Here is a 22,282-nt window from a genome sequence, read left to right as displayed (position 1 = left end):
CGCCGACCTCCGTCACCTGTGACGTCAGCCCCGGCTCGTACGCACCCACTCCAGCAAACCGGGCACGGCGCGCTCGATCATGCCGAGGACGTCTTCGAAGCCGTCGTCGCCGCCGTAGTACGGGTCCGGGACCTCGGCGCCCTCGGGCGCCGACGGGTCGAACGACCGCAGCAGCCGCACCTTCGCCGGGTCGCCGACCTGCGCGCGCAGGAACTCCGCGTGCCCCGAGTCGGCCGCCACCAGCAGATCGGCCGCCAGGTCTTCGTCGGACACTTCGGAGGCGACGTGCGCGGTCGGGTAACCGTGCGCCTTCAGCGTCGCGCGGGCGCGCTTGTCGGCGGGCTCCCCGGCGTGCCACGGGCCGGTGCCCGCGCTCGTCACGCGGACGGCGTCACCGAGGCCGGCGTCGTCGAGCCGGGACCGGAACACCAGCTCGGCCATCGGGGAGCGGCAGATGTTGCCGGAGCAGACGAAGACGATGTGCGTCACGTCCCGAGCGTAACCACCGGGTTCACCCGGTCACCCGCCCGCTCGGCGGTATCCGCGGCCCGCGCCGCGCACTTAGCGTCGATCGGGCGAGGACGCGAACCGGAAGGAGAGCGATCATGCACGGGTGCTGCTCGAAGTGCACGGGTCAGGGCTGCGGCTGCTGCGGCAACTGCAACTGACCGCACCCGGCGCCCGCGGCGGCCTGAGGCCGCCGGGGCGCCCCCAACCCGCCGAACAGAGGGAAGCGGGCGAGGGCCGCCGTCACCGTGACGAGCAAGGACCGAAGGCGCCCGGCCGGGAACGGGACATGCGAAAATCACCGCGTGTCCGCGCCCTCCGCCATTTCCGAAGTCATCGCCGTGCTCGAACGGGCTTACCCGCCCGCGCTCGCCGAGTCGTGGGACGCCGTCGGCCTCGTCTGCGGCGACCCCGGCGAACCCGTCTCGCGGGTGCTGTTCTGCGTCGACCCGGTCGCCGAGACCGTCGACGAGGCCGTCGAACTCGGGGCACAGCTGATCGTCGCCCACCACCCGCTGCTGCTGCGCGGCGTGCACGGCGTGCCCGCCGACACCGCCAAGGGCGCGCTGGTGCACCGGATGATCCGCGAAGGCATCGCGCTCTACTGCGCGCACACCAACGCCGACTCCGCCGACCCGGGCGTCTCCGACGCGCTCGCCACGGCGATCGGGCTGCGCGTGACCGGCCCGCTGGAACCGAACGACGACGGGGTCACCGGCATCGGCCGCGTGGGTGAGCTGGCCGAGCCCGAGCCGTTCGCCGCGTTCGTCCAGCGCGTCGCCGACGCCCTGCCCGCGACCGTGCCCGGCGTGCTCGGGGCGGGCGAGGAGGACCGCCCGATCCGCACCGTCGCCGTGTCCGGTGGCGCCGGTGACTCCTACCTGAAGCAGGCCACCGCGGCCGGCGTCGACGCCTTCGTCACCGCCGACCTGCGGCATCACCCCGCCGGCGAGCACCTCGCGGGCCGGGGCCCGGTGCCCGCGCTGGTCGGACTGACCCACTGGGCCAGCGAGTGGCCCTGGTGCGGGCAAGCCTCGACGGTCGTGGCGGAAGCGTTTGCGGGTAACGTCGACGTTCACGTCTCCACGCGGTGCACCGACCCGTGGAACGTCCGCGCCGAGCGCAAGCCAATCTAAGAGGAGCACCGTGAAGGCCGAACCCGCCGTGCAGCGTCAGTTGCTCGAGCTCGCCAAGGTGGACGCCGAGCTCTCGCGCACCGCACACCGCCGTCGCACCCTGCCCGAACTGGCCGAGATCGACGCGGGGGAGCAGACCGTCCGCGAGCGCCGCGACGCGCTCGTGTCGGTGGACACCGCCGCCTCCGACCTCGACCGCGAGATCGCCCGGCAGGAGAAGGAGATCGAGTCGGTCCGCGCCCGCGAGGACCGCGACCGCAAGCTCCTGGCGTCCGGTTCCGTCAACTCGAAGCAGATGACCGACATCGAGCACGAGCTGCAGTCGCTGGAACGCCGCCAGCGCGCCTTGGAGGACGACCTGCTGGAGCTGATGGAGCAGCGCGAGGCCCTCGGCCTGGACGCGCAGCGCACCGGCGCCGAGGTCGACAAGGCCGAGGCCGGGGTCGCCGCCGCGATCGCCCGCCGCGACGAGGCGTTCAAGGACCTCGACACCACCCGCGCGCGCCGCGACGAAGACCGCGCGAAGCTGCTGCCGCGCTTCCCGGAGCCGCTGCTCAAGCTGTACGAGCGCGTCCGCGAGCAGAAGGGCATCGGGGCCGCGCTGCTGCGCGCCCGCCGCTGCGGGGCCTGCCAGCTGGAGCTGGACCGCAACACCGTCAACGAGATCAAGGGCGCCCCCGAGGACGACATCATCCAGTGCGAGAACTGCGGTGCGATCCTGGTCCGGACCTTGGAGTCGGGTCTGTGACTTCGCACGGTGTCGTCGGGGGTGCAACCCCCGCACCCCACCCGAGGGGCTCCGCCCCCACGGACCCCCCGAAGCACGTGGTGGTCGAAGCCGACGGCGGCTCCCGGGGCAATCCGGGCCCGGCCGGTTACGGCGCGGTGGTCAAGGACGCCGCCACCGGCGACGTCCTGGCCGAGCGCAAGGAAAGCCTCGGCGTGGTCACGAACAACGTCGCCGAATACCGCGGGCTGATCGCCGGCCTGACCGCCGCCGTCGAGCTGGGGGCGTCCACTGTGGACGTTCGGATGGACTCGAAGCTCGTGGTGGAGCAGCTGTCCGGGCGCTGGAAGATCAAGCACCCGGACATGCAGCCGCTCGCCGCGCAGGCCAAGGAACTGGCCGCCGGGTTCGCCCGCGTCAAGTACGAGTGGATCCCGCGGGCGCAGAACTCCCACGCCGACCGGCTGGCCAACGAAGCCATGGACGAGGCGACCGGCAAGCCCGCGGCCGGCCGGCCCGGCAAGACCGCGGCGGCCGCGAAGACCGGCGCCGCAGCGGGCGGAACAGGCGCCGCAGGCACGCCCGCCACCCCGCCGAAGCTGCCGACCCGGCGCCCGGACCGCGCGGCGGTGGCCTGGACCGGCGCGCGCGGCACGCCGACCCGGCTGCTCCTGCTGCGCCACGGCCAGACGGAGATGTCGGCGCTGCGCCGCTACTCCGGCCGCGGTGACGTCCCGCTCACCGAACTGGGCCGCGCGCAGGCCGCGGCGGCGGCGAAGCGGCTGGCCGCCACCGACGGCCTGGTCGTCGACGGCGAGGCCGTGCCGATCATCGCCTCGCCGCTCACCCGCACCAAGCAGACCGCGCAGGCCGTCGCCGACGCGCTCGGCGGGCGCGTCGAGACCCACCCCGGGCTCATCGAGACCGACTTCGGCGACTGGGAAGGGCTGACGTTCGCCGAAGCGGCCGAGCGCGACCCCGAACTGCACCGCTCCTGGCTGGGGGACAGTTCGGTCCCGCCGCCGGGCGGGGAGAGCTTCGACGTCGTGCACCGGCGCGTCCGCAAGGCCCGCGACGAGCTGATCGCCGAGCACGGCGGCCGGACGTTGGTGCTGGTCAGCCACGTGACGCCGATCAAGACGCTGCTCCGGATGGGCCTCGACGCCGGGCCGCAGCTGCTGTTCCGGCTGCACCTCGACCTGGCGTCCCTGTCGATCGTCGAGTTCTACCCGGACGGGAACGCCTCGGTCCGCTTGGCCAACGACACCTCGCACCTGGCCTGACCCGCGGAAATGTGGGGTGGATCACGCTCGACCCCGACGCCTGGCGGACCCCGGATGGAGTATTGGCTACAGTGTCTCGACCGCGTCGCCGCGGTGGCGGGTCCGGCGTTCGGGCTCACTAAGGGGGCGCCAGCTCGCGCGTATCCCACCGGCAGAAGCCTGCGGGCGGAACAGTGACGAGGACATGACGGCTAGCGCACTCACCGAGACCTCCGAAAGCGACGTGCCCGACGACCCGGCCACCGGCACGACCACGCGGGGCTGGGGCGCCCGGCTGGCGCCGGTGCTGGCCGTGCTCGCCGGCGTAGCGGCGGTCGCCGTCCACGCCATCCGCTACGGCCACTGGATCGTCGACGACGCCGCGATCACCTTCTCCTACGCCCGCAGCTTCGCCGACGGCCTCGGCCCGGTGCTGCAGCCGGGCGCGCCGCCGGTCGAGGGCTTCTCCGACCCGACGTGGATGGTGCTGCTCGGCCTCGGCAAGCTCGTCGGCCTCTTCGACCACGGCACCCTCTTCGGCTTCCCGGACTACGTGCTGTTCCCGAAGCTGCTGGGCCTGCTGTTCACCGGTGGCGTCCTGACGGCCTGCTACATCGCGGCGAAGCAGATCTTCACCCGCTTCGCGTGGCTGGTGACGCTGATCGCCGGTTTGACGCTGGCGACGATCCCGTCGTACGTCATCTGGGTCGTGTCCGGCCTGGAGAACTCGCTGTTCGCGTTCGCGGTCGTCACGCTGGGTGTGACGCTGTTCGTCTCGGTGAAGCGCGATGTGCTGCTGACGCCGAAGGTGGCGCTCTGGGCCGGGGTCATGGTGGCGTTCGCCGCGCTGACCCGGCCCGAAGGCCTGATCTACGCGGGCGCGTACCCGCTCGCGGCGCTGTTCCTGCTGCGGTCCGGCCTGTTCTGGAAGAGCTTCCGGCTCGCGCTGCTATCGGTGGCGGCGTTCGCCGTGCCGTTCGGCGCGTACGTCGTCTGGCGGCACGCGGAGTTCGGACGGCTGCTGGCCAACCCGTCGGTGGCGAAGCAGCAGGGCCTGCCGGGGTTCGACGCCGTGAAGCGGCCGTTCGAGCTGGCCGGCTACGCGGGCTGGGCCGGCGTGCTCGCGCTCGCGCTGGTGATCGTGTTCGCGCTGGTCAAGGCGCCGTGGCGACGTTCGCTGATCGCGCTGCTGGTGCCGCTGGGGCTCGGGATCGTCGCGTACGGCGTGATGGTCGCCGACTGGATGTACCAGCACCGGTTCGCCAGCCCGATCTGGGCGCTGGCCGTCATCGCGGGCACCCTCTCGGCCGGTGAGCTGCTGCGCCACCGGCGGGCGCTGCTGCGCGTCGGCGTGCTCGCCGTCTTGGTCGCCGCGTTCGTCCCGTCCGCCGTCGGGTTCGCCCAGGCCGCGGACAACTTCGCGAAGAACCCGAACATCACGGCGTGCCTGGTGGCCGACCGCTTCGGCCGCGGCTTCAACACCTACGCCGACCTCCTCGGCGTGCAGGAGGCGTCGCTGCTGCTGCCCGACCTCGGCGGCTCGTCGATGACCAGCCGGCTGGAACTGGTCGACATGGCGGGCCTGGTGAACAAGCCGATTGCCGACTTGGTGCACGACAACGACCTGGCGGGCCTGCGGAACTACGTGTTCGACACGGTGAAGCCGACGTTCATCCACTCGTGGGGCCCGTGGGCGGCGGGCAACGGCATCGCGCTCGACCCGCGCCTCGACCGCGACTACGTGCTGATCTACAGCTCCCCGATCGAGGGTCTTCGCAACGGCGACTGGGTCCGCCGCGACGCGGTCACCGACCCGGCGAAGCTGAAGGCGGCCCAGGAGTACGCGGCGAAGACGATCCCGGCGGTGGCCGCGGACCGCTTCGGCGGCCCGCTGGACGACTGCGGCCCGACGATGAAGCCGGGCCAGACGATCACGATGCCCAGCTGAATCCGGAACCCGCGTGATCAGAGCCGTAACTCGCGTGATCAGAGCCGTAACTCGCGTGATCAGAGCCGTAACTCGCGACTTCCGGCCTTGATCACGCGAGTTCCGGCTTCGATCACGCGAGTTCCGGGTTCGGTGGTGGGTGGTGCCCGTTCACGAGGCCCAGCCGAGGCTCAGCCAGAGGGCGACGGTCGCCGCGGCCAGGCACAGCGGCGTCGTGATCGCTCCCAGCGCGTGGAACGTCCGGGCCGAGGGCGGTTCGGGGAGCGTCCGGCGCCACAGCAGGGTCGCCAGCGAACCGAGGTAGCTCGCGTTCGGGCCGATGTTGACGCCCAGCAGCACCGCCAGCAGCACGCCCGGCGCCGGGTGCGGGCCGAGCACGGACAGCAGGATCAGCGTCGCCGGCAGGTTGTTGACCAGGTTGGCCAGCAGCGCCGCCACCCCGGCTGCCACCAGCAGCTCGACCAGGCCCGTCGACGTCGGTAGGACGTCCCGGAGCAGGCCGCCGAGGAGGTGCTCCGACACTGCCTCCACGACCACCGCCAGCCCCAGCACGAACAGGCACAGCTGCGGCGCCGCCTCGGTGACCAGCTGCCACGGCCGGATCTTGTCCCGCGCCAGCGCGCGCACGCCGAGGATCAGCGCTGCCAGCGCCGCGATCCACACCGGCTCGACGTGCCCGAGCTGCCCCACCGCGAACCCGGCGAGCGTCAGGCCGAGGATGACGAGCGCGAACGTCGGCGTCTCGAGGTGCTGCCGCGGTTCGGGCGTTTCGCGCGGCCGCAGATCCGAGGCGAAGAACCACAGGAAGACGACCAGTTCGATGCCGAGCGTGATCAGCCACGGCAGCGCCATCAGCGCGGTGAACCCGGCGAAGGTCAGCCCCGACGCGGCGAAGGCCAGCAGGTTCGTCAGGTTGGACACCGGCAGCAGCGTCGACGCCGAGTTGGCCAGGTGCGCGCACGCGTAGACGTGCGGCCGGGCCGGCAGCTCGAGGCTCGTCGCCGTCGCGAGGACGACCGGGGTGAGCAGCACGACGGTGGCGTCCAGGCTGAGGACGGCGGTGACACCGGCCGCGGCGGCGAAGGTCAGCACCAGCAAGCGTCGCGGCCGGCCGTGGCACGCCTCGACGAGCCGGTTGCCGAGCCAGCTGAACACACCGTCCACATTGGCCAGAAAGGACAAAAGGAGGATCGCGGCCAGGAAGCCCAGCGTCGGCAGGATTTCGACGGCCCGGTGCCCGGCCGCGGCGGGTCGCACCAAGCCGAGCAGGAGCGCGACACCCGCGGCCGGCACGGCGGCCACCGCTTCCGGCCAGCCCCGCGGCCGGACGATGGCGAAGACCAACACGGCAGCCAAGAGCGCCAGGCTTCCCGCCCCGGCCCAGAAGTTCACCCTGTGCACGCTAACCGACGACGGTGGACGCGGCGCCGCCCCCCGACTTCCACACTACCGGCAGGCACCGACAATTCCGCTGGGCCGCTCGCCCGCCGGCCGGTTTTGTCAGCCCCTTCCGCTACGGTGGAAACCGGGGGCTGCGCACTCCACCGTCCGAAGTGGACTCAGCTGCCGCGCTGGGAAGACTTCGCCAGCGCACCACCGAGTTCCGCGCGCCCGGGGATGCCGAGCTTGCGGTACGCACCCGACAGGTGCAGCTCCACGGTCCGCCGCGTCAGGTGCAGCGCCGTCGCGATCTCGCGGTTGGTCAGGCCCTGCGCGGCCATCACGGCGATGCGGTTCTCCTGCCGGGTCAGGCCGTGCTCGTTGTCCTTCGCCGGGGTCAGCGCGCGCCGCGACGAGCGCAGCTCCTCCGCCGCGCGCCGGGCCAGCGGACGCGCGCCGCACTGCTCGCTCAGCTCGACCGCCTGCCGGAGCGTCTCGATGGCCTTTTCGGACTGACCGTGCCGGGACTGCAGCGTGCCGAGCTCGGTCAGCGCCGTCGCCAGCTGCAGCCGGGCCGGCGACGACCGCAGCGTCGCGATCGCCTTCTGCAGCGCCCGGTCGGCTTCGTCGTCCTCCCGGACGAGCCCGAGCGTCGTGAGTGCCGTGCCCAGCGGGCGCGGCGCACCCCAGCGGGCCGAGGCGGTCATGTCCTCGTCGGCCAGCCGGGCCGCGTCGTCGGTCTGGCCGAGCGCCAGCGCGGCGCGTGCGGCGTGCGCGCGCCAGGGCACGAACCCCGGGAACCGCATGCCGTGGTGGGCCAGCCGCCGCCCGCAGCTGAGCAGGTCCTCGAACCCGAAGCGCGTGTACCCGGTCGCGACGCGCAGGCGGCCCCGCGCGTACAGCAGGTACGTGTGGGTGAACAGGCCCTGGCTGGCGACGAAGTCCATCCGGTCCAGCAGTGACGTCGCCGCCTCGAACCGGCCGAGGTCCACCCAGCACTCGACGAGCTTAGCCGCGCACAGCACGCCGACCGGGCAGGTCGTCGTGCCGCCGCGCTCGTCGAAGCGGCGCAGCAGGGACTCGAAGTGCACGCTGGCCCGCTGCAGGTCACCGCTGGCCTGCAGCGCGATCCCGCGGGCCAGGGTGGGCAGCGCGCCGTGTGGCACGTGCACGTCCCACGGCTCGCGCTCGACGTCGAGGACCCGGCAGAGGCGGTCGACGTGCGCCGACTCGTCCGCGAGCACCGCGGTGGCCAGGGTGAAGAAGTAGTGCTGCTCGAAGAGCTGGCCGTCGTCGCCCGTCTCCTCGCGGGGGGTCCGGGTGGCGGAGCCCCCGTCCCGGGGCGGAGCCCCGGCCAGAGACAGGGCATCCGCGAAGTGCGCGACGGCGTCCTGCGCCGACTCGCCGCTGCGGACGGCGTCGAGCGCCAGCAGCGCCGAGCGACTGCGCTGCGCCGCCGGGTCGGTCAGCGGCGCCCACTGTTCCTCGAAGTCGCGGAACTCCGGGGGCGGCCCGAGCCGGCTGCCGGCCTCGGCGAGGTAGGTCATGCACAGCAGCGGCCACACGGCGTCCGGTCCGCCGGCGTCGAGCCGCGCCGCGATCTGGCCCGCCGCGCTGATCCCGAGCCGGGCGTCCTGGCCGCCGCAGAGCGACAGCAGCATCGCGGTGGCGATGAACGCGGCGGTCTCGCGGTTGCCGACGGTGTCGACGGCTTCCCGCACCCGCTTCGCCGCGGCGGGCGGGTCGAACTGGAACTCCGCGTGCGCGAGCTGCAGCAGCACGGCCATCCGGCGCCCGGAGGTGAGCCGTTCCTCCAGCGCCCGCCGCAGGTGGCGGGCGGCCAGCTCGGGCCGCCCGGAGAACACGGCGTCGCGCGCGCTCAGCCGGAGCACGTCCACGGCCCACGGGATCCGGATCGACGTCGCTTCCAGCAGGTGGGCGGCCACCCGCTCGGGCGGCGCCCCCGCCTCGCTCAGCAGCTTCGCCGCCCGGGAGTGGTTGACCGCCCGCGTGGTCTGCGGCATGTCCTTCAGCAGGGAGTTGCGGGCGAACGAATAGGTCAGCGCCGGCCGGCTGCTGTTGGCGAGCACGTGCAGCCGCACCATGGTGTCGATCGCCTGCAGCGCGTCGAGCTCGTCGACGCCGGCCAGCCGGGCCAGCAGGTCGAAGTCGGCGTCCTCGCCGAGGATCGCCGCCGCGTGCAGGATGGCCGGCGCGTGCGGGAACTCCTGCACCCGCATGTGGAGCACCTGCCCGATCTGCGACGAGCCGAGCTCGTGCGGGTCCGCGCCGGGCAGCAGCCGCGGCCGCAGGGCCTGCAGCAGGTACGGGTTGCCGCCGGTCGCCTCGCGGCAGGCGGAGGCGAGCTCACCGGGGGCGAGGCCGAGGATCTCCGCCGCGGCCGCGTCACCCAGACCGTTCAGCGCGATCGTGGCCGGCGTGCAGCCCGCCATGTCCAGCAGCGCGACCTCGCGGTGCGGGGGGTGCCCGGTCAGTGACGTCAGGATGATCAGGACCGGCAGGTCGAGCACGCGGTTGCGGATGTAGGCCAGGCACCGCATGGACCAGACGTCGGCGAGGTGGACGTTGTCGATGCCGATGAGCAGCGGGCCCCGCTCGGTCGCGTCGCGGACGATCCGGAAGAAGAGGTCGAGGGCTTCGCTCTCGCCGGCCGGCCCGCACAGCTCGGAGACGGGCGGGCGCGGGGAGCCCGGTTCCTCGAGCGCGTCGGCCAGCTGGCGGACGAGCCCGCCGGGCAGGTGGCTCTCCAGCCGCGACCCGGTGGCGAGCGCGACGGTGAAGCCCGCGTCCGCGGCCAGCGCCGCGACGGTGCGCAGGGTGGCGCTCTTGCCCATGCCGAACTCGCCGATCAGCACCGCGCTGGCGGCCGTGCCGCCCAGCGCGACCGGGAAGAGTCCGGTCAGGCGGCTGAGCTCGGGCTCGCGGCCGGGGAGCCGCGGGGCGGGACGCTTCGGTACCGAAGCCCCGCTGACGGGGTGCTCGGGATTTACTTCGGTATCCACCGTAAGGACTTTCATGTTGGGTTGGGGCAGACTACTGGAAACCGGCCGAACACGGGAGACACCGCGGAGCGCTGCCGGTACCGGCGACGACCTGACCAGGGGAGACGATGGACGCAGGCGATGCGAACCGGATCTTCCCGGTGGCCGGCCGGGCCGCGCAGAAGGCCGTCGCGGCCACGCCGAGCGCGAGCAGCAGGAGCGGGCCGGCCACCGGCCCCCGCCGTGCCCCGGCCTCCGCCGGCTTCGGCCGCCCGGCCGCACCGTCACCCGGCGGCAGGTAGCCCAGCCGGACCGCCTCCGCCAGCGCGCCGGCCACCGGGGTCAACCCGGCGGCCCGGTCCCGGCAGCGGGCGTAGCCGAGCAGGTGGGTCTCGAACTCTTCCGGATCGTCGTGGACGCCGAGCTCGTAGGCCGCGGCGTCTCCGCGCCGCCCCCTCATCGGATCGTCACTTCCCCGAGTGCCTTACGCAATTGCCGCATCGCCGTGTACAACCGCGATTTGACAGTTCCCTCCGGAATTCCGAGAATTTCGGCCGCGTGTCGAACGGTGTTTCCTGCGAGATAGGTCTCATGGACGACGGACTGATATTTCGCGTCCAGTTCCCGCAATGCCCGAGTAATCGTTAGCGCGGCTAACGAGCTGTCTGCGCGGTCGGCAGACTCGGCGTTTTCCGGGATCTCCAGAGCGACCTCCTGCGGGCGGACGCGGCGATTCCTCCAGCCGTCGATGACGATCCGCCGCGCCACCGTGAGCAGCCATCCGCGCAGCATTCCGGGCTCGCGTTCGAGGGTGTCGGAGTGCTGCCAGGCGCGGATCATGGTCTCCTGCACCACATCCTCGGTCCACTGCCGGTCGTGGTTCGTCAGGGACAGTACCTGCGCAAACAGGGTGGCGCGGAAGTCCTTGTAGAGCAGCGGGACGAAGTCGTCTCCCGCGGCGGGGCCGGTGTCGACCGCGGTGGCGGACGAGGCGAAGCCGACGTGGCCCCGACTTTCTCTGCCCAGTGCTTCCATTAAGCTCGCAACCTCACCTGACTGGCGGACCGAGGGGTCGTCGGAGCGTAGCGCAAAAATACTTAATAGGCCATATGCGTCAGATTTGCCGCTCAATTCGACGATGCATCGACGATGTCTGTCGAAGAGACGCTCACAATGTGTCTTGTGATGTAGGTCACAGTCACTAAAAGGTGACGACGAGAACCGGATCGCCCGTTCTCCTCGTAACAGGAGGTGAGGACTCCTTCGCGAAGGGACAACGGGGATGCCGCTCCGATTCGTGGCGTTGCTGGCCGCTGCGACCGCGCTCGTGCTCGGCTGTGCTCTCCCGGCATCGGCCGGGGAACTGCAGCAGACCGACCGCGCCCTGCTGACCCGGCTCAAACAGCACACGCTGTGGGCCGTGCCGTCGAGCAGGCTCGCCGTAGAGCGGGCCACCAACCGGCGCGTCCGCGCCGTCGCCGTCCGCATCGCCGACGATCAGGCCCGCCTCGACGTCGCCCTGCGCGCGGTCGCCGACCGGCTCGCCTTCACCCTGCCGGGGGAGCCCACGGACCAGGAGCGCACCTGGGCCGGCGAGATCGCCGCCGACTCCGGCGACGAGTTCGACCGCGCCTACGTCAACCGCCTCCGCGCCGAGTACGGCACTCTCTTCGCGCTCGCCTCCGACGTCCGCGCGGGCACCCGCGACGACGACGTCCGTGCGTTCGCCCAGACCGCCGTCGACACCTCCCTCGGGCACCTGACGCTGCTGGAGAGCACCGGGCTCGCCGAGACCACCTCCCTGCTCGTCTCCGCCACCGAGGACGACACCCTCGGCGGCGGGGCCATCGCCCTCGGTGCCGTTCTCGTGGCCCTCGCCGCCGCCGCCACGTTCGGGCTGCTCCGCCTGCTCGGCACCCCCGCCCCGACCTCGCCGCGCACCCGGAGGTAAGCCGCCCCATGTCCCTTTCCGCCGCGCTGCTCCCGGTGTCGCCGCACGACATCGGGATCGCCGAGGCCGCCGCCCTGTCCGGCCGCCTCACCTACCTCTGCATGTGCCTGACGCTCTGCTGGGGCGTCCTCGCCGCCACCGGCTGGGTCCGCCGGGTCAGCGGCCAGGACGCGATCCGCACCGGGCACGTCCTGCTCGCCGCGTTCACCCTCGCCACGGGCACCTTGCACGGGCTGACCTTCCTCTTCCTCGAAGACGACCCCTTCGGCGTCGCCGACCTGCTCCTCCCCTTCTACGACGGCACCCCGCGGCACGCACTGGGCATCGTCGGCCTCGAGCTCGTCGTCGCCGTGTCCGTGACCGCCGGCCTGCGCCGCGGCGCCCGCGAAGGCCGCTGGCTGCGCTTCCACCAGGCGGGGTACCTCGCCATCGGCCTGCTCGCCATGCACGCCTGGCTCGGCGCCGTCGCGAGCGGGCACCTCGCCGTCGTCTGGCTCGCGGGCATCACCCTGATCGTCCCGCCGGTGCTGCTGTCGGTCCTGCGCGTGCTGCCTGCGGCAGTGCTTGCTCGCGCCGGCCTGGTCACGCCCCCGCCCGCCGGGTCCGGCCCGGAGCCGGCCACCGTGCGCGTCGACGTCGACAGCCAGCGCTGCCACGCCTACGGGGTCTGCCAGTCCGAGGCGCCCCAGGTCTTCCAGCTCGGCCAGGACGGGCAGCTCGAGTACGAGAAGAGCCCGGGCGCCCAGCTGGTCCCGGACATCCAGGCCGCCGCGCGCGCCTGCCCCATGCGAGCCATCCACCTGTTGGGAGCCACCCGATGAGCGAACGCATCGTCATCGCCGGAGCCGGCCTGGCCGGCCTGCGCGCGGCCGAACGGCTGCGCGAACTCGGGTTCGACGGCGAAGTGGTCGTCCTCGGCGCCGAACCCGGCATCGCCTACCACCGCCCGGCGCTGTCCAAGCAGCTGCTCACCGGCGCGGTGAGCCGCGCCGACACCCTGCTCGCCGATCCCCTCGAAGTCGACGCCGAATGGCGGTTCGACACGCCCGTCACCGCACTCTCGCCGAACCGGCAGGTCGTCCACCTCCGCGACGAGGAACTCCGCTACGACGGCCTGATCATCGCCACCGGTGTCGAACCCCGCCGGATGCCCGGCGCGCCCCACGGTCACCCGCGCGTGGTCGTCGTCCGCACCCTCGCCGACACGATCGCCCTCCAGCGCGCCCTGGCCACCAACCCCGGCCCGGTCGCCGTCATCGGTGACGGCTTCATCGGCTGCGAAGTCGCCTCCAGCCTCCGTGAGATGGACCGCGAGGTAGTCCTCTTCGGACGCGCGAGAGCCCTGCTCGCCGACGTCCTCGGCCCCGACATCGGCGACTGGCTCACGGCCCTGCACACCGCCCGCGGCGTCCGCCTCGAACTCGGCACCACCATCCGCCGCTGGCGCCCCGCCCCCACCTCCGTCGGTATCGAGTTCGCCGACGGCCGCGCGCTCGACGTCGCCTGCGTCGTCGTCGCCGTGGGCAGTGTGCCGGCCGTGTCCTGGCTGCGCGGCGCCAAGCTCCCGCTCGACGACGGCGTCGTCTGCGGACCCACCTGCCACGTCGTCGGCTCGTCGACGATCGTCGCCGCCGGCGACGTCGCCCGCTGGCCCAACCTCCGCTTCGGCTCCGCGCCCCACCGCGACGAGCACTGGCTCAACGCCGTCGAAATGAGCCGCGCCGCCGCGCAGAACCTCCTCACCGGCCCCCAGGGCGCCCCGGCCTACACCCCGGTGCCCCGCTACTGGTCCGAACAGCACGGCGTCCGCATCCAGGTCGCCGGCCGCCCCGCCCTCGCCACCGACACCGTCCTGCTCGAATCGCCCGTCCCCGGCACCCGGCCCATCACCGGCTTCGTCCGCCAGGGCCGGCTCGTCGGCCTGATCGGCCTCGACAGCCCGGCCGCCGTCCTCCACTGGACCGCCGAACTCGCCCGCCAGCACCCGACGCCCGCCGAGTCCCCGCCCGCGGTCCGGCCCCGCCACCACAGCGAGGCGGTGGCCGGGTACTGAGCTACGATCCAGCCTGCGGACGAGCTGGCAGGGCGGTCGCGAGCCGGGGTGACCCGGTCCGAGGAAAGTCCGGACTCCGCAGGGCAGGGTGGTTGCTAACGGCAACCCGGGGTGACCCGCGGGAAAGTGCCACAGAAAACAGACCGCCCCGGTCCGCGAGGACCGGGGTAAGGGTGAAACGGTGGTGTAAGAGACCACCAGCGTTCCGGGCGACCGGGACGGCTAGGTAAACCCCACCCGGAGCAAGGCCAAGAGGGAGCTCACGAGCTCCTGCGCAGGCGTTCGAGGACGGCCCGTCCGAGTCTGCGGGTAGGCCGCTGGAGCCTGCCGGCAACGGCAGGCCGAGATGGATGGCCGCCGCCCCGGAAGCCGCAAGGCGACCGGGGAACAGGATCCGGCTTACATGCCGGCTCGTCCGCGCCACCCGCGCCCCCACGGGCGTCACCCGTGATCGAAGGGGCATCGGCGTGCTGCCTGCCGGGGCACGAGTGATGCCCTGGCAGGCACGCCGGTTCGTGGTTCCCCCGCGTGGTTACCCGGTAGTAGGGTGCGGCCATGGCGGGTGACGAGAAGCGGTTCAAGTCGGCGTTCGACTCCTTGCACGCACTGGCGTACTTCGCGCCCGAGGTCGATGCCGCGCTCACCGGCACCGGCTTGCGGCCGGGCCGGATGCCCTACTTCGCCGGGCGGTCCGCGGCCATGGGTGCCGTCGGCCCCGAGGTCGTCGCGGCCACCTTCTACAACTTCAACCCCGAGGTCGTCGCCCGCGTGATCCCGCGCGCCTGGACCCTGGCGACGCCGGAGCAGGTCCTGGCCGCGCGGCTCGACGGCGTGGACCAGGCGCTGACCCGCCTGCTCGGCGACCACGTGAAGAGCGACGAGGTCGCCGAGGCCGCCGAGCTCGCGCGCGAAGCCGCCGCCGGGTGCACCGGCGAAGGCCGTCCGCTCTACGCCGCGCACGCGGGCCTCGATTGGCCGGGGGAGCCGCACCTGGTCCTCTGGCACGCCATCACCCTGATCCGCGAGTACCGCGGCGACGGCCACGTCGCCGCACTGGTCCTCAACGGCCTGAGCGGCCTCGAAGCCCTGCTCACCCACGTGGCCACCGGACGCGGCTTCGTCACCGGCGCCGCCAAGCTGACCCGCGGCTGGAGCGACGAGCAGTGGGCCGCCGCCGAAGCCGGGCTCGCCGACCGCGGGATCCTCGACGCCGGCGGCGGGCTCACCGAAGCGGGTGCCGCGCTCCGCGACCGCGTCGAGATCGCCACCGAAGCCGCCGCCCAGGGGCCGTGGGAGCACCTCGGAGCCGAGCGGACCGCCCGGCTCGAGGAGCTGGGCCGTGGGCTCAGCCGCCGCGTCGTCGAAGCGGGGGCCTTCCCGGACGGCGTCTTCGCTCAGGGGCGGGCCTGAACGGCTTAAAGATCACGCTATGTAGTGAAAAGCGGGTGGGGTACGGAGCACCCTGTGACGGACAGCGCGGACCGTCAAGATCGAAATGCTCGCCGACCGGCCGAGGGCCGTGACAGAGCGGACTCACGCGACACGGCCATTCGTGTCATGTCACACTGTTCCAGGCCGCACAACGACCACAGCGCAAGTACTCAGAGTGAGCAAATCCCGGGCATGGGGGTGAGTTCGTCAGCACACTGAGAAGTATGGGTGGCCGGGGTTCAACCCGAGGGCCCTTGCCGCGATGATGGGGGCGTGGAGTTTTCGTGTGCCTGGAGCACCAAACCGGTTGACGAGCCAGCCGGTCTCTACGCTGTGCACTTTGACCACTACCCCTCGTAGCCCCCATGATGTTGTTCGAAGCACTGCCTGAGCCAGAACCGCGCGGCCCCCACCGCGCACCGGGAGTATCACCATGATGACCTTGACCACCCTCGACACGCTGGCCGCCGGCGAACTGGGCACGGGAAACGTGCGCCAGTGGCTGCTCGACAACGTCATCCCCCTGGTGCTGCTGGCCGTTGCCCTCCTGCTTCTCTGGCTGGGCGGCGGCAAGGGCGACAACGCCGGTGTCATGCGGCGGCTCGCCGGCGTGGTCATCGCGCTCGCCATCATCGGTCTCGCGGTCAGCGGCGCGGGCGTGAACGTGGGCCAGTGGATCGCCGGCCTGTTCACCGGCTGAGGCGGGGCCCGCGTGCGCATCAGGACCGATGACGAGGTGTACCGGGTCGACGCCGTGTGGCTCGGCCCGCCGAAAGCGACTTTTCCCTGGAGAGCCCGGTACGTCGCCTGGCTCATCGGTATCCCGACGTTCTTCGTGGTCCTCGGCATCGAACGCTGGGCGGGGTGGAGCTTCGGGTTCTTCTCGACGGCGTGGGGTTTCGTCGCCACCATCGCGATCACCCGGCTGCTCACGGCCAAGATCAGCCACGAGCGCCCGCTCGGCACCGTGGTCTCGATGGCCGGGCGCGAGCTCAACACCCCCCGGGAGCGGACCACCGGCACGGGCGGCGCGGTCAGCGCCAGCCGCGTCCGGGTGCGGGCCGAGCGCCCGCTGCCGAAGCACCGCCGCCGGCGGCAGTACCAGCACCACGGCGGCCGGCCGGGTGCGGCAACCCCATCCGTGCCCCCATCGCCGTTGACGGGGGCGCTTCGCGCCACAGCGCCGGTTCACCAGGGAACACCACGAGCGCGCCGGGGCCGCAGCAATGCGGCTCGGGCCGGGAGGTAGTCGTTGTTCGGTCGCGGCGGTAGCCGAGGTAAACGGGGTCGGGACTCGCACTCGGGCGCATGGCAACCGCCCGAGCAGGTCCGCGCGTCGCGGAACGGCTCGGGGAACAAGGCGCGCCTGCCCGGTGAGCAGGCGATTCCCGCGTATACCCCGTCGATCGCGGTGCGAAGCATCGACGGGCACCTGGTCCGCACGGGCGTCGAGGTCTACGCCTGGTACCGGCTGGCGCCGCAGCGCTGGTCGTTCCGCTCGGACTCGCAGCGGCGCGACCTGATCGCGGCCATCGCCGGCCAGTACGCCGAGCTGCAGGGCCGCTGGCTCCACCTGCGCGTGACGAACCGGCCGTACCCGATCCGGATGTGGGCCGAGGCGCACGTCTACAACGCGCACGGCCGCCCGCCGGACGTCCCGGGCGCGCTGTCGTTCGACGACTACCTGATCGGCGAGCAGCAGCAGCTGATGGGCCGCTCGATGGCCGAAAAAGAGGTCTACATCGGCGTCCAGGTGCAGACCCGGCGGATGGTCGACCGCGCGGTCGAGCGGGCGGCGCCGATGCTGCGCAAGATCCTGCCCGAAGCCGTGGACGCCGAGCTGACCGCGCTGGACTCCGAGGTCGAGCACCTCGACCAGGTCATCGGCAGCGCCGGGCTGGAAGGCCGTCCGGTGCACGCCGAGGAGATGTCCTGGCTGATGCACCGCTCGTGCTCCCTCGGCCTGCCCGCGCCGCGGAACATGCCCGCCGTGCCGGGCGCGGCCTGGGAGCCGGAGGACCTCGCCAGCTTCACCGACGCCGCCGACTACTACGCCGACCCGTACGCGCCGACGGTGACCGTCCGCGGCCGCACCGGCTCCAACGCCGGCGTCTCCCGGCACCTGGCGATCTTGACGGTGGGGCAGATGCACGGCCTGCAGATCCCCGAGGTCGACGACCCGTGGATCCAGCACGCCGACCGGCTGCCCGCCGCCGTCGAGGTGTCCGCGCGCATCTACGTCCGGCGCCCCGAAGAGGTCGCCAGCGAACTGCAGCGCCAGATGAACAAGGTCCGCTCGCAGGTCAAGCACTACACCGACGAACACGAGCTGGAACCACCGCAGTCGCTGTCCCGCCAAGCCGGCCGGGTGCTGGAGATCGACGACGAGATGACGTCGGGCTTCACCGCGCTCGCCACCCGCGTGCGGTCCTGGTGGCGGCTGGCGGTGTCCGGCCCGACCGAGCGCGACGCGCTGCGCCTGGCCCAGCAGCTGCTCGACCTGTACAAGCCGAAGATCGCCATCGAGCACCCCGAGGCCCAGTACGCAATGGCCCGGGAGTTCATCCCCGGCGAGCCGCTGGCGTCGGCGGCGTACATGCGCCGCGGTTCGGTGGTCTGGGCGTCCTCGGCGGTCCCGACGGCGACCGCGGAGGTCGGCGACCGCCGTGGCATCCTGCTCGGCGAAACGTGCACGGCGACCCGGCGCCCGGTGGCCTGGGACCCGTGGATGGCCCAGGAGATCCGCGACGGCTCCGGCCTGACGGCGATGGTCGCGGGCCTGGGTGCCGGCAAGTCGTTCCTCGGCGGCGGCATCGTCTACAAGACGCTGCGGGCCGGGGCGAGCTGGACGATCCTCGACCCGTCCGGCCCGCTGTCGCGGCTGTGCGACCTGCCGGAGCTGCGGCCGTACGCGCGGCCGATCAACCTGCTCAACGCCCAGCCGGGGATCTTGAACCCGTACCGGGTGGTCGCCGAGCCGCTGATCGAGCACTTCATGGACGAGGACGACCCCGAGCGCTCCTGGCGCCGCGAGAAAGCCCTTGCGGGCGCGACGCGGCGGCGTCTCGTGCTGGACGTGCTCACGGGGGTCCTGCCGTACGAGGTGTCGCGCATGGCGCAGACGCGGATCGTGCTGCTGCGCGCGGTCCGCACCGTCGGCGGCCGTTTCGACGCTGATCCGGGCCAGGTAATCGATGCCCTGCGGCGGGACTCGAGCGAGCACCACGAGCACGCGAGCGTCGTGGCGGACTTCCTCGACGAGATGCGCGAGCGGATGGCGCTGCTCATCCCGGAGACCGACGCGGACCCGTACGCGGAGACCCGCGACGACCGCTTGACGGTGCTGACGATGGCGGGCCTGACCCTGCCGAAGGACGGCGTCCCCCGCGAGTACTGGACGGACGCGGAGTCCCTCGGCGTCGAAATGCTGAACCTGGCGGCGTGGCTGACCCAGCGGTCGGTGTACGAGAAGCCGAAGGACATGCGCAAGGGCGTCTGGATCGACGAGGCGTTCTTCCTGTCCGAGGTCCCGACCGGCCGCGTGCTGATGAACCGCTTCGCGCGTGACTCGCGCAAGTGGAACGTCCGCGTGCTGCTGTCGTCCCAGATCCCGGCGGACTTCCTGAAGATCCAGGGTTTCGTGACCCTGCTGGACTCGGTGTTCGTCGGTCGTCTGGACGACGACGACGCCCAGGCCGACGCCCTGCGGCTGCTGAAGGTCCCGGTGGGCGTGGGGTACGAGCAGGTCGTCGCGGCCTTGGGCCGCCGTCCGGGCGCCCAGCGCGGCCTGGAGCGTGACGTGGAGCCCCGCCAGTTCATCTTCGGCGACGGCGCGGGCGGGGTGGAGCGCATCCGCGTCGACTTCTCGGGCCCCCACCTGGAGCACCTGCGCGCGGTCATGGACACGACGCCGGGTTCGAAGGACGCGGCGCCGTCACGGCGTCCGGGCAACGAGCTGGCCCTGCCTGCGGAGGAGAAGAAGCCGTACGTCGCGGTACCTCCGGAGGACGACATCGCGCTGGAGCAGGACTTCGAGCTGGCGGCGGAACTGGAGGTCGGCCTGGCCGACGAAAACCTCCTGGGCGCCCCGGACCCCCTGGCGTCGGAGACCGGCGAAGTAGAGGGCGGCGTCCAGCCACCGAACGGCCAGCAACCCGCCCGCACGGGTGGAAAGGGCGGCACCGGCCGGGACGCCGCATGAACACCGTGCTGACGCTGGCGGTCCTGCTGACGTTGGCCGCGGGGTGGCACTCGCTGAAGCGGCGGATCAAGGAAGGTCCGCGGCCGGGGCGGCGCACGCCGGGGCGCAAGGCGACGATGTTCGCCGTCATGCTCGTCCTCGGTCTGCAGGCCATCGCGACCGCCCCGGCGGCGAGCGCGGCGGCCTGTGGCGAGGCCCCCAACCCGGAACGCCCCGGCGCGGGCATGGTCGGCGCGGTCGACCCCGCCGAAGGCCACGGCGAAGCGGGCAGTCCGTACGTCGACTACAGCTACGCCGGGTTCGTCTGGAACACCTTCGAGACGAACTGCTCCGGGCTGAGCCTGACCCCGGCGGGCTCGACGCTCGACACCTGGGGCGGCAACCAGCTGTTCAACCTGGGCAAGAACATCGTCGGCGCGACGAATTCCCTGCACTACACCGTGCTCGAGGGCGGACTGCTCAACCCGCTCTACAGCGCGGTGAAGGCGGGTGCGGAGAAGGTCTACAACAACATCTACGCCCAGCTGTTCGGGCTGGTCGCGCTGGTCATGTCGATCATGTTGTTCCGCAACATCTGGCGCGGCGACCTCGCCGCGGTCAGCAAACGGGCGTTGTACGGCCTGGCCGGCGTGTGGCTGGCCGCGTCGTCGCTGGCGATGCTGCGGTACTTCGACCCGATCGACAAAGCGATCGTCCAGACCACGACGAACATCCAGGCCGGGTTCGTCGACGAGTCCGAGAACCGCGTCATCCGGCACGTGCTACCGACGAACCTGCACAACGAGATCGTCTACAAGAACTGGTTGCGCGGGGAGTTCGGCACGCCGACCGCGCCGCAGGCCGACCAGTTCGGCCGTCCGCTGCTGGACGCGCAGGCGTTCACGTGGGGACAGCTGCGCAACGGCGACGACGGCAACCAGGCCGTCATCGACGGCAAGAAGAACGCCTACAAGGACATCTCCACCAAGCTCGGCCCCGCCACGGGCTACTTCACCGGCGAAGCCGGCGGCCGCACCGGTGCCGGGTTCCTCTCCCTCGGCCAGGCGCTCGTCTACTCGCTCTTCCAGCTCCTCGCGAAGGCGAGCGTCCTCCTCGCCCAGGTCCTCATCCGCCTGTTCGCGCTCACCGCGCCGCTGATCGGGCTCGTCGCGCTGCTGCACCCGGAGATCCTGCGCCGCGTGCTCAAGGTCGCCGGCGGGGTCGCGTTCAACCTCGTCGTGCTCTCCGTGCTCGCCGGGGTGCACGCGCTGCTGCTGCAAGCCATCTTTGACGCCGGCAACTCGCTGAACATGCTCACGCAGATGGTCCTCGCCGGGCTCATCACCGTTCTGCTGTTCATGGTCGGGCGCCCGGTGCGGCGGCTGTGGCAGATGGTCGAGATGTCGGTCAGCATGGTCGGCGCCGCGGTGCCGTCGCCCGGCGGCGGGATCTTCTCCCGGTTCCGGCGCAACAACAACGGCCCCACGCCGCAGGACGAGTTCTGGCAGCACGTGCGCGAAACCGACGACGTCGTCGACGGCGAGCAGCGCGGCCCGCTCGGTGCCACCGCCGGCGGGGGCCGGTTCCGGCCGGAAGCCACGATCTTCGCCAACGCCCAGCGGCTCGACAGCACCTCCGGTGCGTCCCGACCGGCCGCCGCGTGGTCCGGTGCCTGGCCGGGGGCCATCGGCGGCGGATCCGCGGGCGCGCTGCCCGCCGGCGGCCGCCGCCCCGGCGCGCCGGTGTTCGGCCAGTACAACCCGGCCAACGGCGACGGCGGCGAATACGTCGTCGTCGGGGCCGGTGGCCGTCCGGTGACGCGGGAGGAGAGCCGGCGCGTCGACACCTCCCCGGTGGCCGATCGGCGCTGGAGCGACGAACCCGAGCCCGTCGTCGTGCCGTCCGACCTGCGCACGCCGGAATCGGGCTTCAGCGACTACCCGGCGCAGGACGGCCCGCGGATGCCGGGCGTGCGGGCCCAGCCGCGTCGCGTCGACCCCGAAGTCGTCGCCGGCAAGCCGGTCTTCGTGCTGTACCGGCCGTCGCGGGGCATCGAAGTCCGCGAGGAACCCCGTGACACCGACCAAGCGATGGGGCGGTGACCGATGCCGATCCGCACCAACCGCGGCCGCACCGCGGTCTACCGCCGCCTGTGGGGCTGGCCGCTGCGCTCGCCCCGCCACCTGATGGGGACGCTGGTGTTCCTGGCGATCCTGGTCACCGCGCTCGGCGTCGTGCTGCCGAAGGTGGTCGGCAAACCGCAGGCCAAGGCGTCGCCCACCACCGGGACGACCACGTCCGTCACGGCGACCCCGTCGGGTCTCGCCGCGCCGGTCCCGACGTCGAACCTGCCGACGCGGCTGGCCACGCCGCTGGCCACCCCGACGCCGACGACGCCGAACGGCGACGCGATCCGCGTCGCCAAGGCGTGGGCCGCGGCCTGGGTGAACCACCCGGCCGGCATCACCTCCGAGCAGTGGCTGGCGCAGCTGAAGCCGTTGACCACCGAGGAGTACCTGCCGGTGATGTCGACGGTGGACCCGGCGAACATCCCGGCGACGAAGGTCACCGGTGAGCCGGTGCCCGGCACGTCGTACCCGAAGTCGCTGCAGGTGACCATCCCGACCGACGGGCCGAAGCTGGCCATCACGGTGGTGAGCACCAACGCCGGCTGGCGGGTCGCCGACTACGACCAGGCGAGCTGA

18 protein-coding genes and 1 other RNA gene are annotated in these 22,282 nt (G+C 72.3%); 14 read left to right on the top strand and 5 right to left on the bottom strand.

Annotated elements, in window-relative coordinates:
* Positions 1-24 precede the first annotated feature (24 nt).
* Positions 25-489, bottom strand: coding sequence for a low molecular weight protein-tyrosine-phosphatase (locus tag AB0M80_RS00240; protein WP_364556694.1), 465 nt, complete (start codon positions 487-489; stop codon positions 25-27).
* Between the two features lie 323 nt (positions 490-812).
* On the opposite strand from AB0M80_RS00240, the gene AB0M80_RS00235 reads away from it, so the two are divergent.
* The 4 genes from AB0M80_RS00235 (at position 813) to AB0M80_RS00220 (ending at position 5,580) form a co-directional block, all read left to right on the top strand.
* On the top strand, positions 813-1,643 hold the full coding sequence (locus AB0M80_RS00235; RefSeq protein WP_364556691.1) for a Nif3-like dinuclear metal center hexameric protein: 831 nt from the start codon (positions 813-815) through the stop codon (positions 1,641-1,643).
* A 10-nt stretch (positions 1,644-1,653) separates the two neighbouring features.
* Positions 1,654-2,391 (top strand): C4-type zinc ribbon domain-containing protein, encoded by a 738-nt coding sequence (locus AB0M80_RS00230; RefSeq protein ID WP_364556688.1) that lies wholly within the window; start codon positions 1,654-1,656, stop codon positions 2,389-2,391.
* Between the two features lie 77 nt (positions 2,392-2,468).
* On the top strand, positions 2,469-3,653 hold the full coding sequence (locus tag AB0M80_RS00225; RefSeq protein WP_364556685.1) for a bifunctional RNase H/acid phosphatase: 1,185 nt from the start codon (positions 2,469-2,471) through the stop codon (positions 3,651-3,653).
* Positions 3,654-3,837: 184 nt separating this feature from the next.
* Positions 3,838-5,580: a hypothetical protein gene (locus tag AB0M80_RS00220; RefSeq protein WP_364556682.1), complete on the top strand. Its 1,743-nt coding sequence runs from the start codon at positions 3,838-3,840 to the stop codon at positions 5,578-5,580.
* Between the two features lie 150 nt (positions 5,581-5,730).
* Here the strand turns inward: AB0M80_RS00220 and AB0M80_RS00215 are convergent, their stop codons facing one another.
* The 4 genes from AB0M80_RS00215 to AB0M80_RS00200 all read right to left on the bottom strand — a co-directional run bounded on the left by AB0M80_RS00215 (position 5,731) and on the right by AB0M80_RS00200 (position 10,997).
* Positions 5,731-6,972, bottom strand: a complete 1,242-nt coding sequence (locus AB0M80_RS00215) for an SLC13 family permease (protein ID WP_364556679.1) — start codon at positions 6,970-6,972, stop codon at positions 5,731-5,733.
* 167 nt (positions 6,973-7,139) lie between these two features.
* Entirely contained in the window at positions 7,140-9,983 is a 2,844-nt protein-coding gene (locus tag AB0M80_RS00210) for an AAA family ATPase (RefSeq protein WP_364556676.1), read from the bottom strand.
* Positions 9,984-10,014: 31 nt separating this feature from the next.
* Positions 10,015-10,422 carry a hypothetical protein gene (locus AB0M80_RS00205; protein WP_364556674.1) on the bottom strand — a complete coding sequence of 136 codons (408 nt, stop codon included), beginning with the start codon at positions 10,420-10,422 and terminating at the stop codon, positions 10,015-10,017.
* The gene (locus AB0M80_RS00200) at positions 10,419-10,997 is read right to left on the bottom strand and encodes a sigma-70 family RNA polymerase sigma factor (RefSeq protein WP_364556672.1); all 579 of its coding nucleotides are present in this window, start codon (positions 10,995-10,997) and stop codon (positions 10,419-10,421) included. Before AB0M80_RS00200 ends, AB0M80_RS00205 begins: the two co-directional genes overlap by 4 nt.
* A gap of 247 nt (positions 10,998-11,244) precedes the next feature.
* Here AB0M80_RS00200 and AB0M80_RS00195 point away from each other — a divergent pair, with 247 nt between their 5' ends.
* From AB0M80_RS00195 to AB0M80_RS00150, 10 genes are all read left to right on the top strand, one after another.
* On the top strand, positions 11,245-11,913 hold the full coding sequence (locus AB0M80_RS00195) for a DUF4142 domain-containing protein (RefSeq protein WP_364556670.1): 669 nt from the start codon (positions 11,245-11,247) through the stop codon (positions 11,911-11,913).
* Positions 11,914-11,921: 8 nt separating this feature from the next.
* Positions 11,922-12,734, top strand: coding sequence for a ferredoxin (locus AB0M80_RS00190; RefSeq protein WP_364556667.1), 813 nt, complete (start codon positions 11,922-11,924; stop codon positions 12,732-12,734).
* Positions 12,731-13,966 (top strand): FAD/NAD(P)-binding oxidoreductase, encoded by a 1,236-nt coding sequence (locus AB0M80_RS00185; RefSeq protein WP_364556664.1) that lies wholly within the window; start codon positions 12,731-12,733, stop codon positions 13,964-13,966. Before AB0M80_RS00190 ends, AB0M80_RS00185 begins: the two co-directional genes overlap by 4 nt.
* A gap of 20 nt (positions 13,967-13,986) precedes the next feature.
* Positions 13,987-14,384: RNase P RNA component class A (gene rnpB, locus AB0M80_RS00180), an RNA gene on the top strand.
* 137 nt (positions 14,385-14,521) lie between these two features.
* Positions 14,522-15,376, top strand: coding sequence for a hypothetical protein (locus AB0M80_RS00175; RefSeq protein ID WP_364556661.1), 855 nt, complete (start codon positions 14,522-14,524; stop codon positions 15,374-15,376).
* Positions 15,377-15,830: 454 nt separating this feature from the next.
* Positions 15,831-16,097 carry a hypothetical protein gene (locus AB0M80_RS00170; RefSeq protein WP_004562703.1) on the top strand — a complete coding sequence of 89 codons (267 nt, stop codon included), beginning with the start codon at positions 15,831-15,833 and terminating at the stop codon, positions 16,095-16,097.
* Between the two features lie 12 nt (positions 16,098-16,109).
* On the top strand, positions 16,110-16,646 hold the full coding sequence (locus tag AB0M80_RS00165) for a hypothetical protein (RefSeq protein ID WP_364556659.1): 537 nt from the start codon (positions 16,110-16,112) through the stop codon (positions 16,644-16,646).
* A gap of 3 nt (positions 16,647-16,649) precedes the next feature.
* Positions 16,650-19,598, top strand: a complete 2,949-nt coding sequence (locus AB0M80_RS00160) for an ATP-binding protein (protein ID WP_364556656.1) — start codon at positions 16,650-16,652, stop codon at positions 19,596-19,598.
* The gene (locus tag AB0M80_RS00155) at positions 19,595-21,679 is read left to right on the top strand and encodes a magnesium transporter (protein ID WP_364556654.1); all 2,085 of its coding nucleotides are present in this window, start codon (positions 19,595-19,597) and stop codon (positions 21,677-21,679) included. The genes AB0M80_RS00160 and AB0M80_RS00155 overlap by 4 nt, the downstream gene beginning before the upstream one ends.
* A gap of 3 nt (positions 21,680-21,682) precedes the next feature.
* Complete coding sequence (locus AB0M80_RS00150; RefSeq protein WP_364556651.1) at positions 21,683-22,282, top strand: hypothetical protein; 600 nt, start codon at positions 21,683-21,685, stop codon at positions 22,280-22,282.

This window comes from Amycolatopsis sp. NPDC051045 (assembly GCF_040682955.1).
In the GTDB taxonomy this organism is placed as follows: domain Bacteria; phylum Actinomycetota; class Actinomycetes; order Mycobacteriales; family Pseudonocardiaceae; genus Amycolatopsis.
The sequence above is the reverse complement of the archived record's forward strand: the minus strand, read 5'-3'. Positions and strand labels throughout refer to the sequence as shown.

Coding starts and splice junctions, on each gene's coding strand:
- AB0M80_RS00220 (WP_364556682.1), top strand. CDS start 3,838: ATGACGGCTAGCGCACTCACCGAGACCTCCGAAAGCGACGTGCCCGAC.
- AB0M80_RS00205 (WP_364556674.1), bottom strand. CDS start 10,422: ATGAGGGGGCGGCGCGGAGACGCCGCGGCCTACGAGCTCGGCGTCCAC.
- AB0M80_RS00200 (WP_364556672.1), bottom strand. CDS start 10,997: ATGGAAGCACTGGGCAGAGAAAGTCGGGGCCACGTCGGCTTCGCCTCG.
- AB0M80_RS00195 (WP_364556670.1), top strand. CDS start 11,245: ATGCCGCTCCGATTCGTGGCGTTGCTGGCCGCTGCGACCGCGCTCGTG.
- AB0M80_RS00190 (WP_364556667.1), top strand. CDS start 11,922: ATGTCCCTTTCCGCCGCGCTGCTCCCGGTGTCGCCGCACGACATCGGG.
- AB0M80_RS00185 (WP_364556664.1), top strand. CDS start 12,731: ATGAGCGAACGCATCGTCATCGCCGGAGCCGGCCTGGCCGGCCTGCGC.
- AB0M80_RS00175 (WP_364556661.1), top strand. CDS start 14,522: ATGGCGGGTGACGAGAAGCGGTTCAAGTCGGCGTTCGACTCCTTGCAC.
- AB0M80_RS00170 (WP_004562703.1), top strand. CDS start 15,831: ATGATGACCTTGACCACCCTCGACACGCTGGCCGCCGGCGAACTGGGC.
- AB0M80_RS00155 (WP_364556654.1), top strand. CDS start 19,595: ATGAACACCGTGCTGACGCTGGCGGTCCTGCTGACGTTGGCCGCGGGG.
- AB0M80_RS00150 (WP_364556651.1), top strand. CDS start 21,683: ATGCCGATCCGCACCAACCGCGGCCGCACCGCGGTCTACCGCCGCCTG.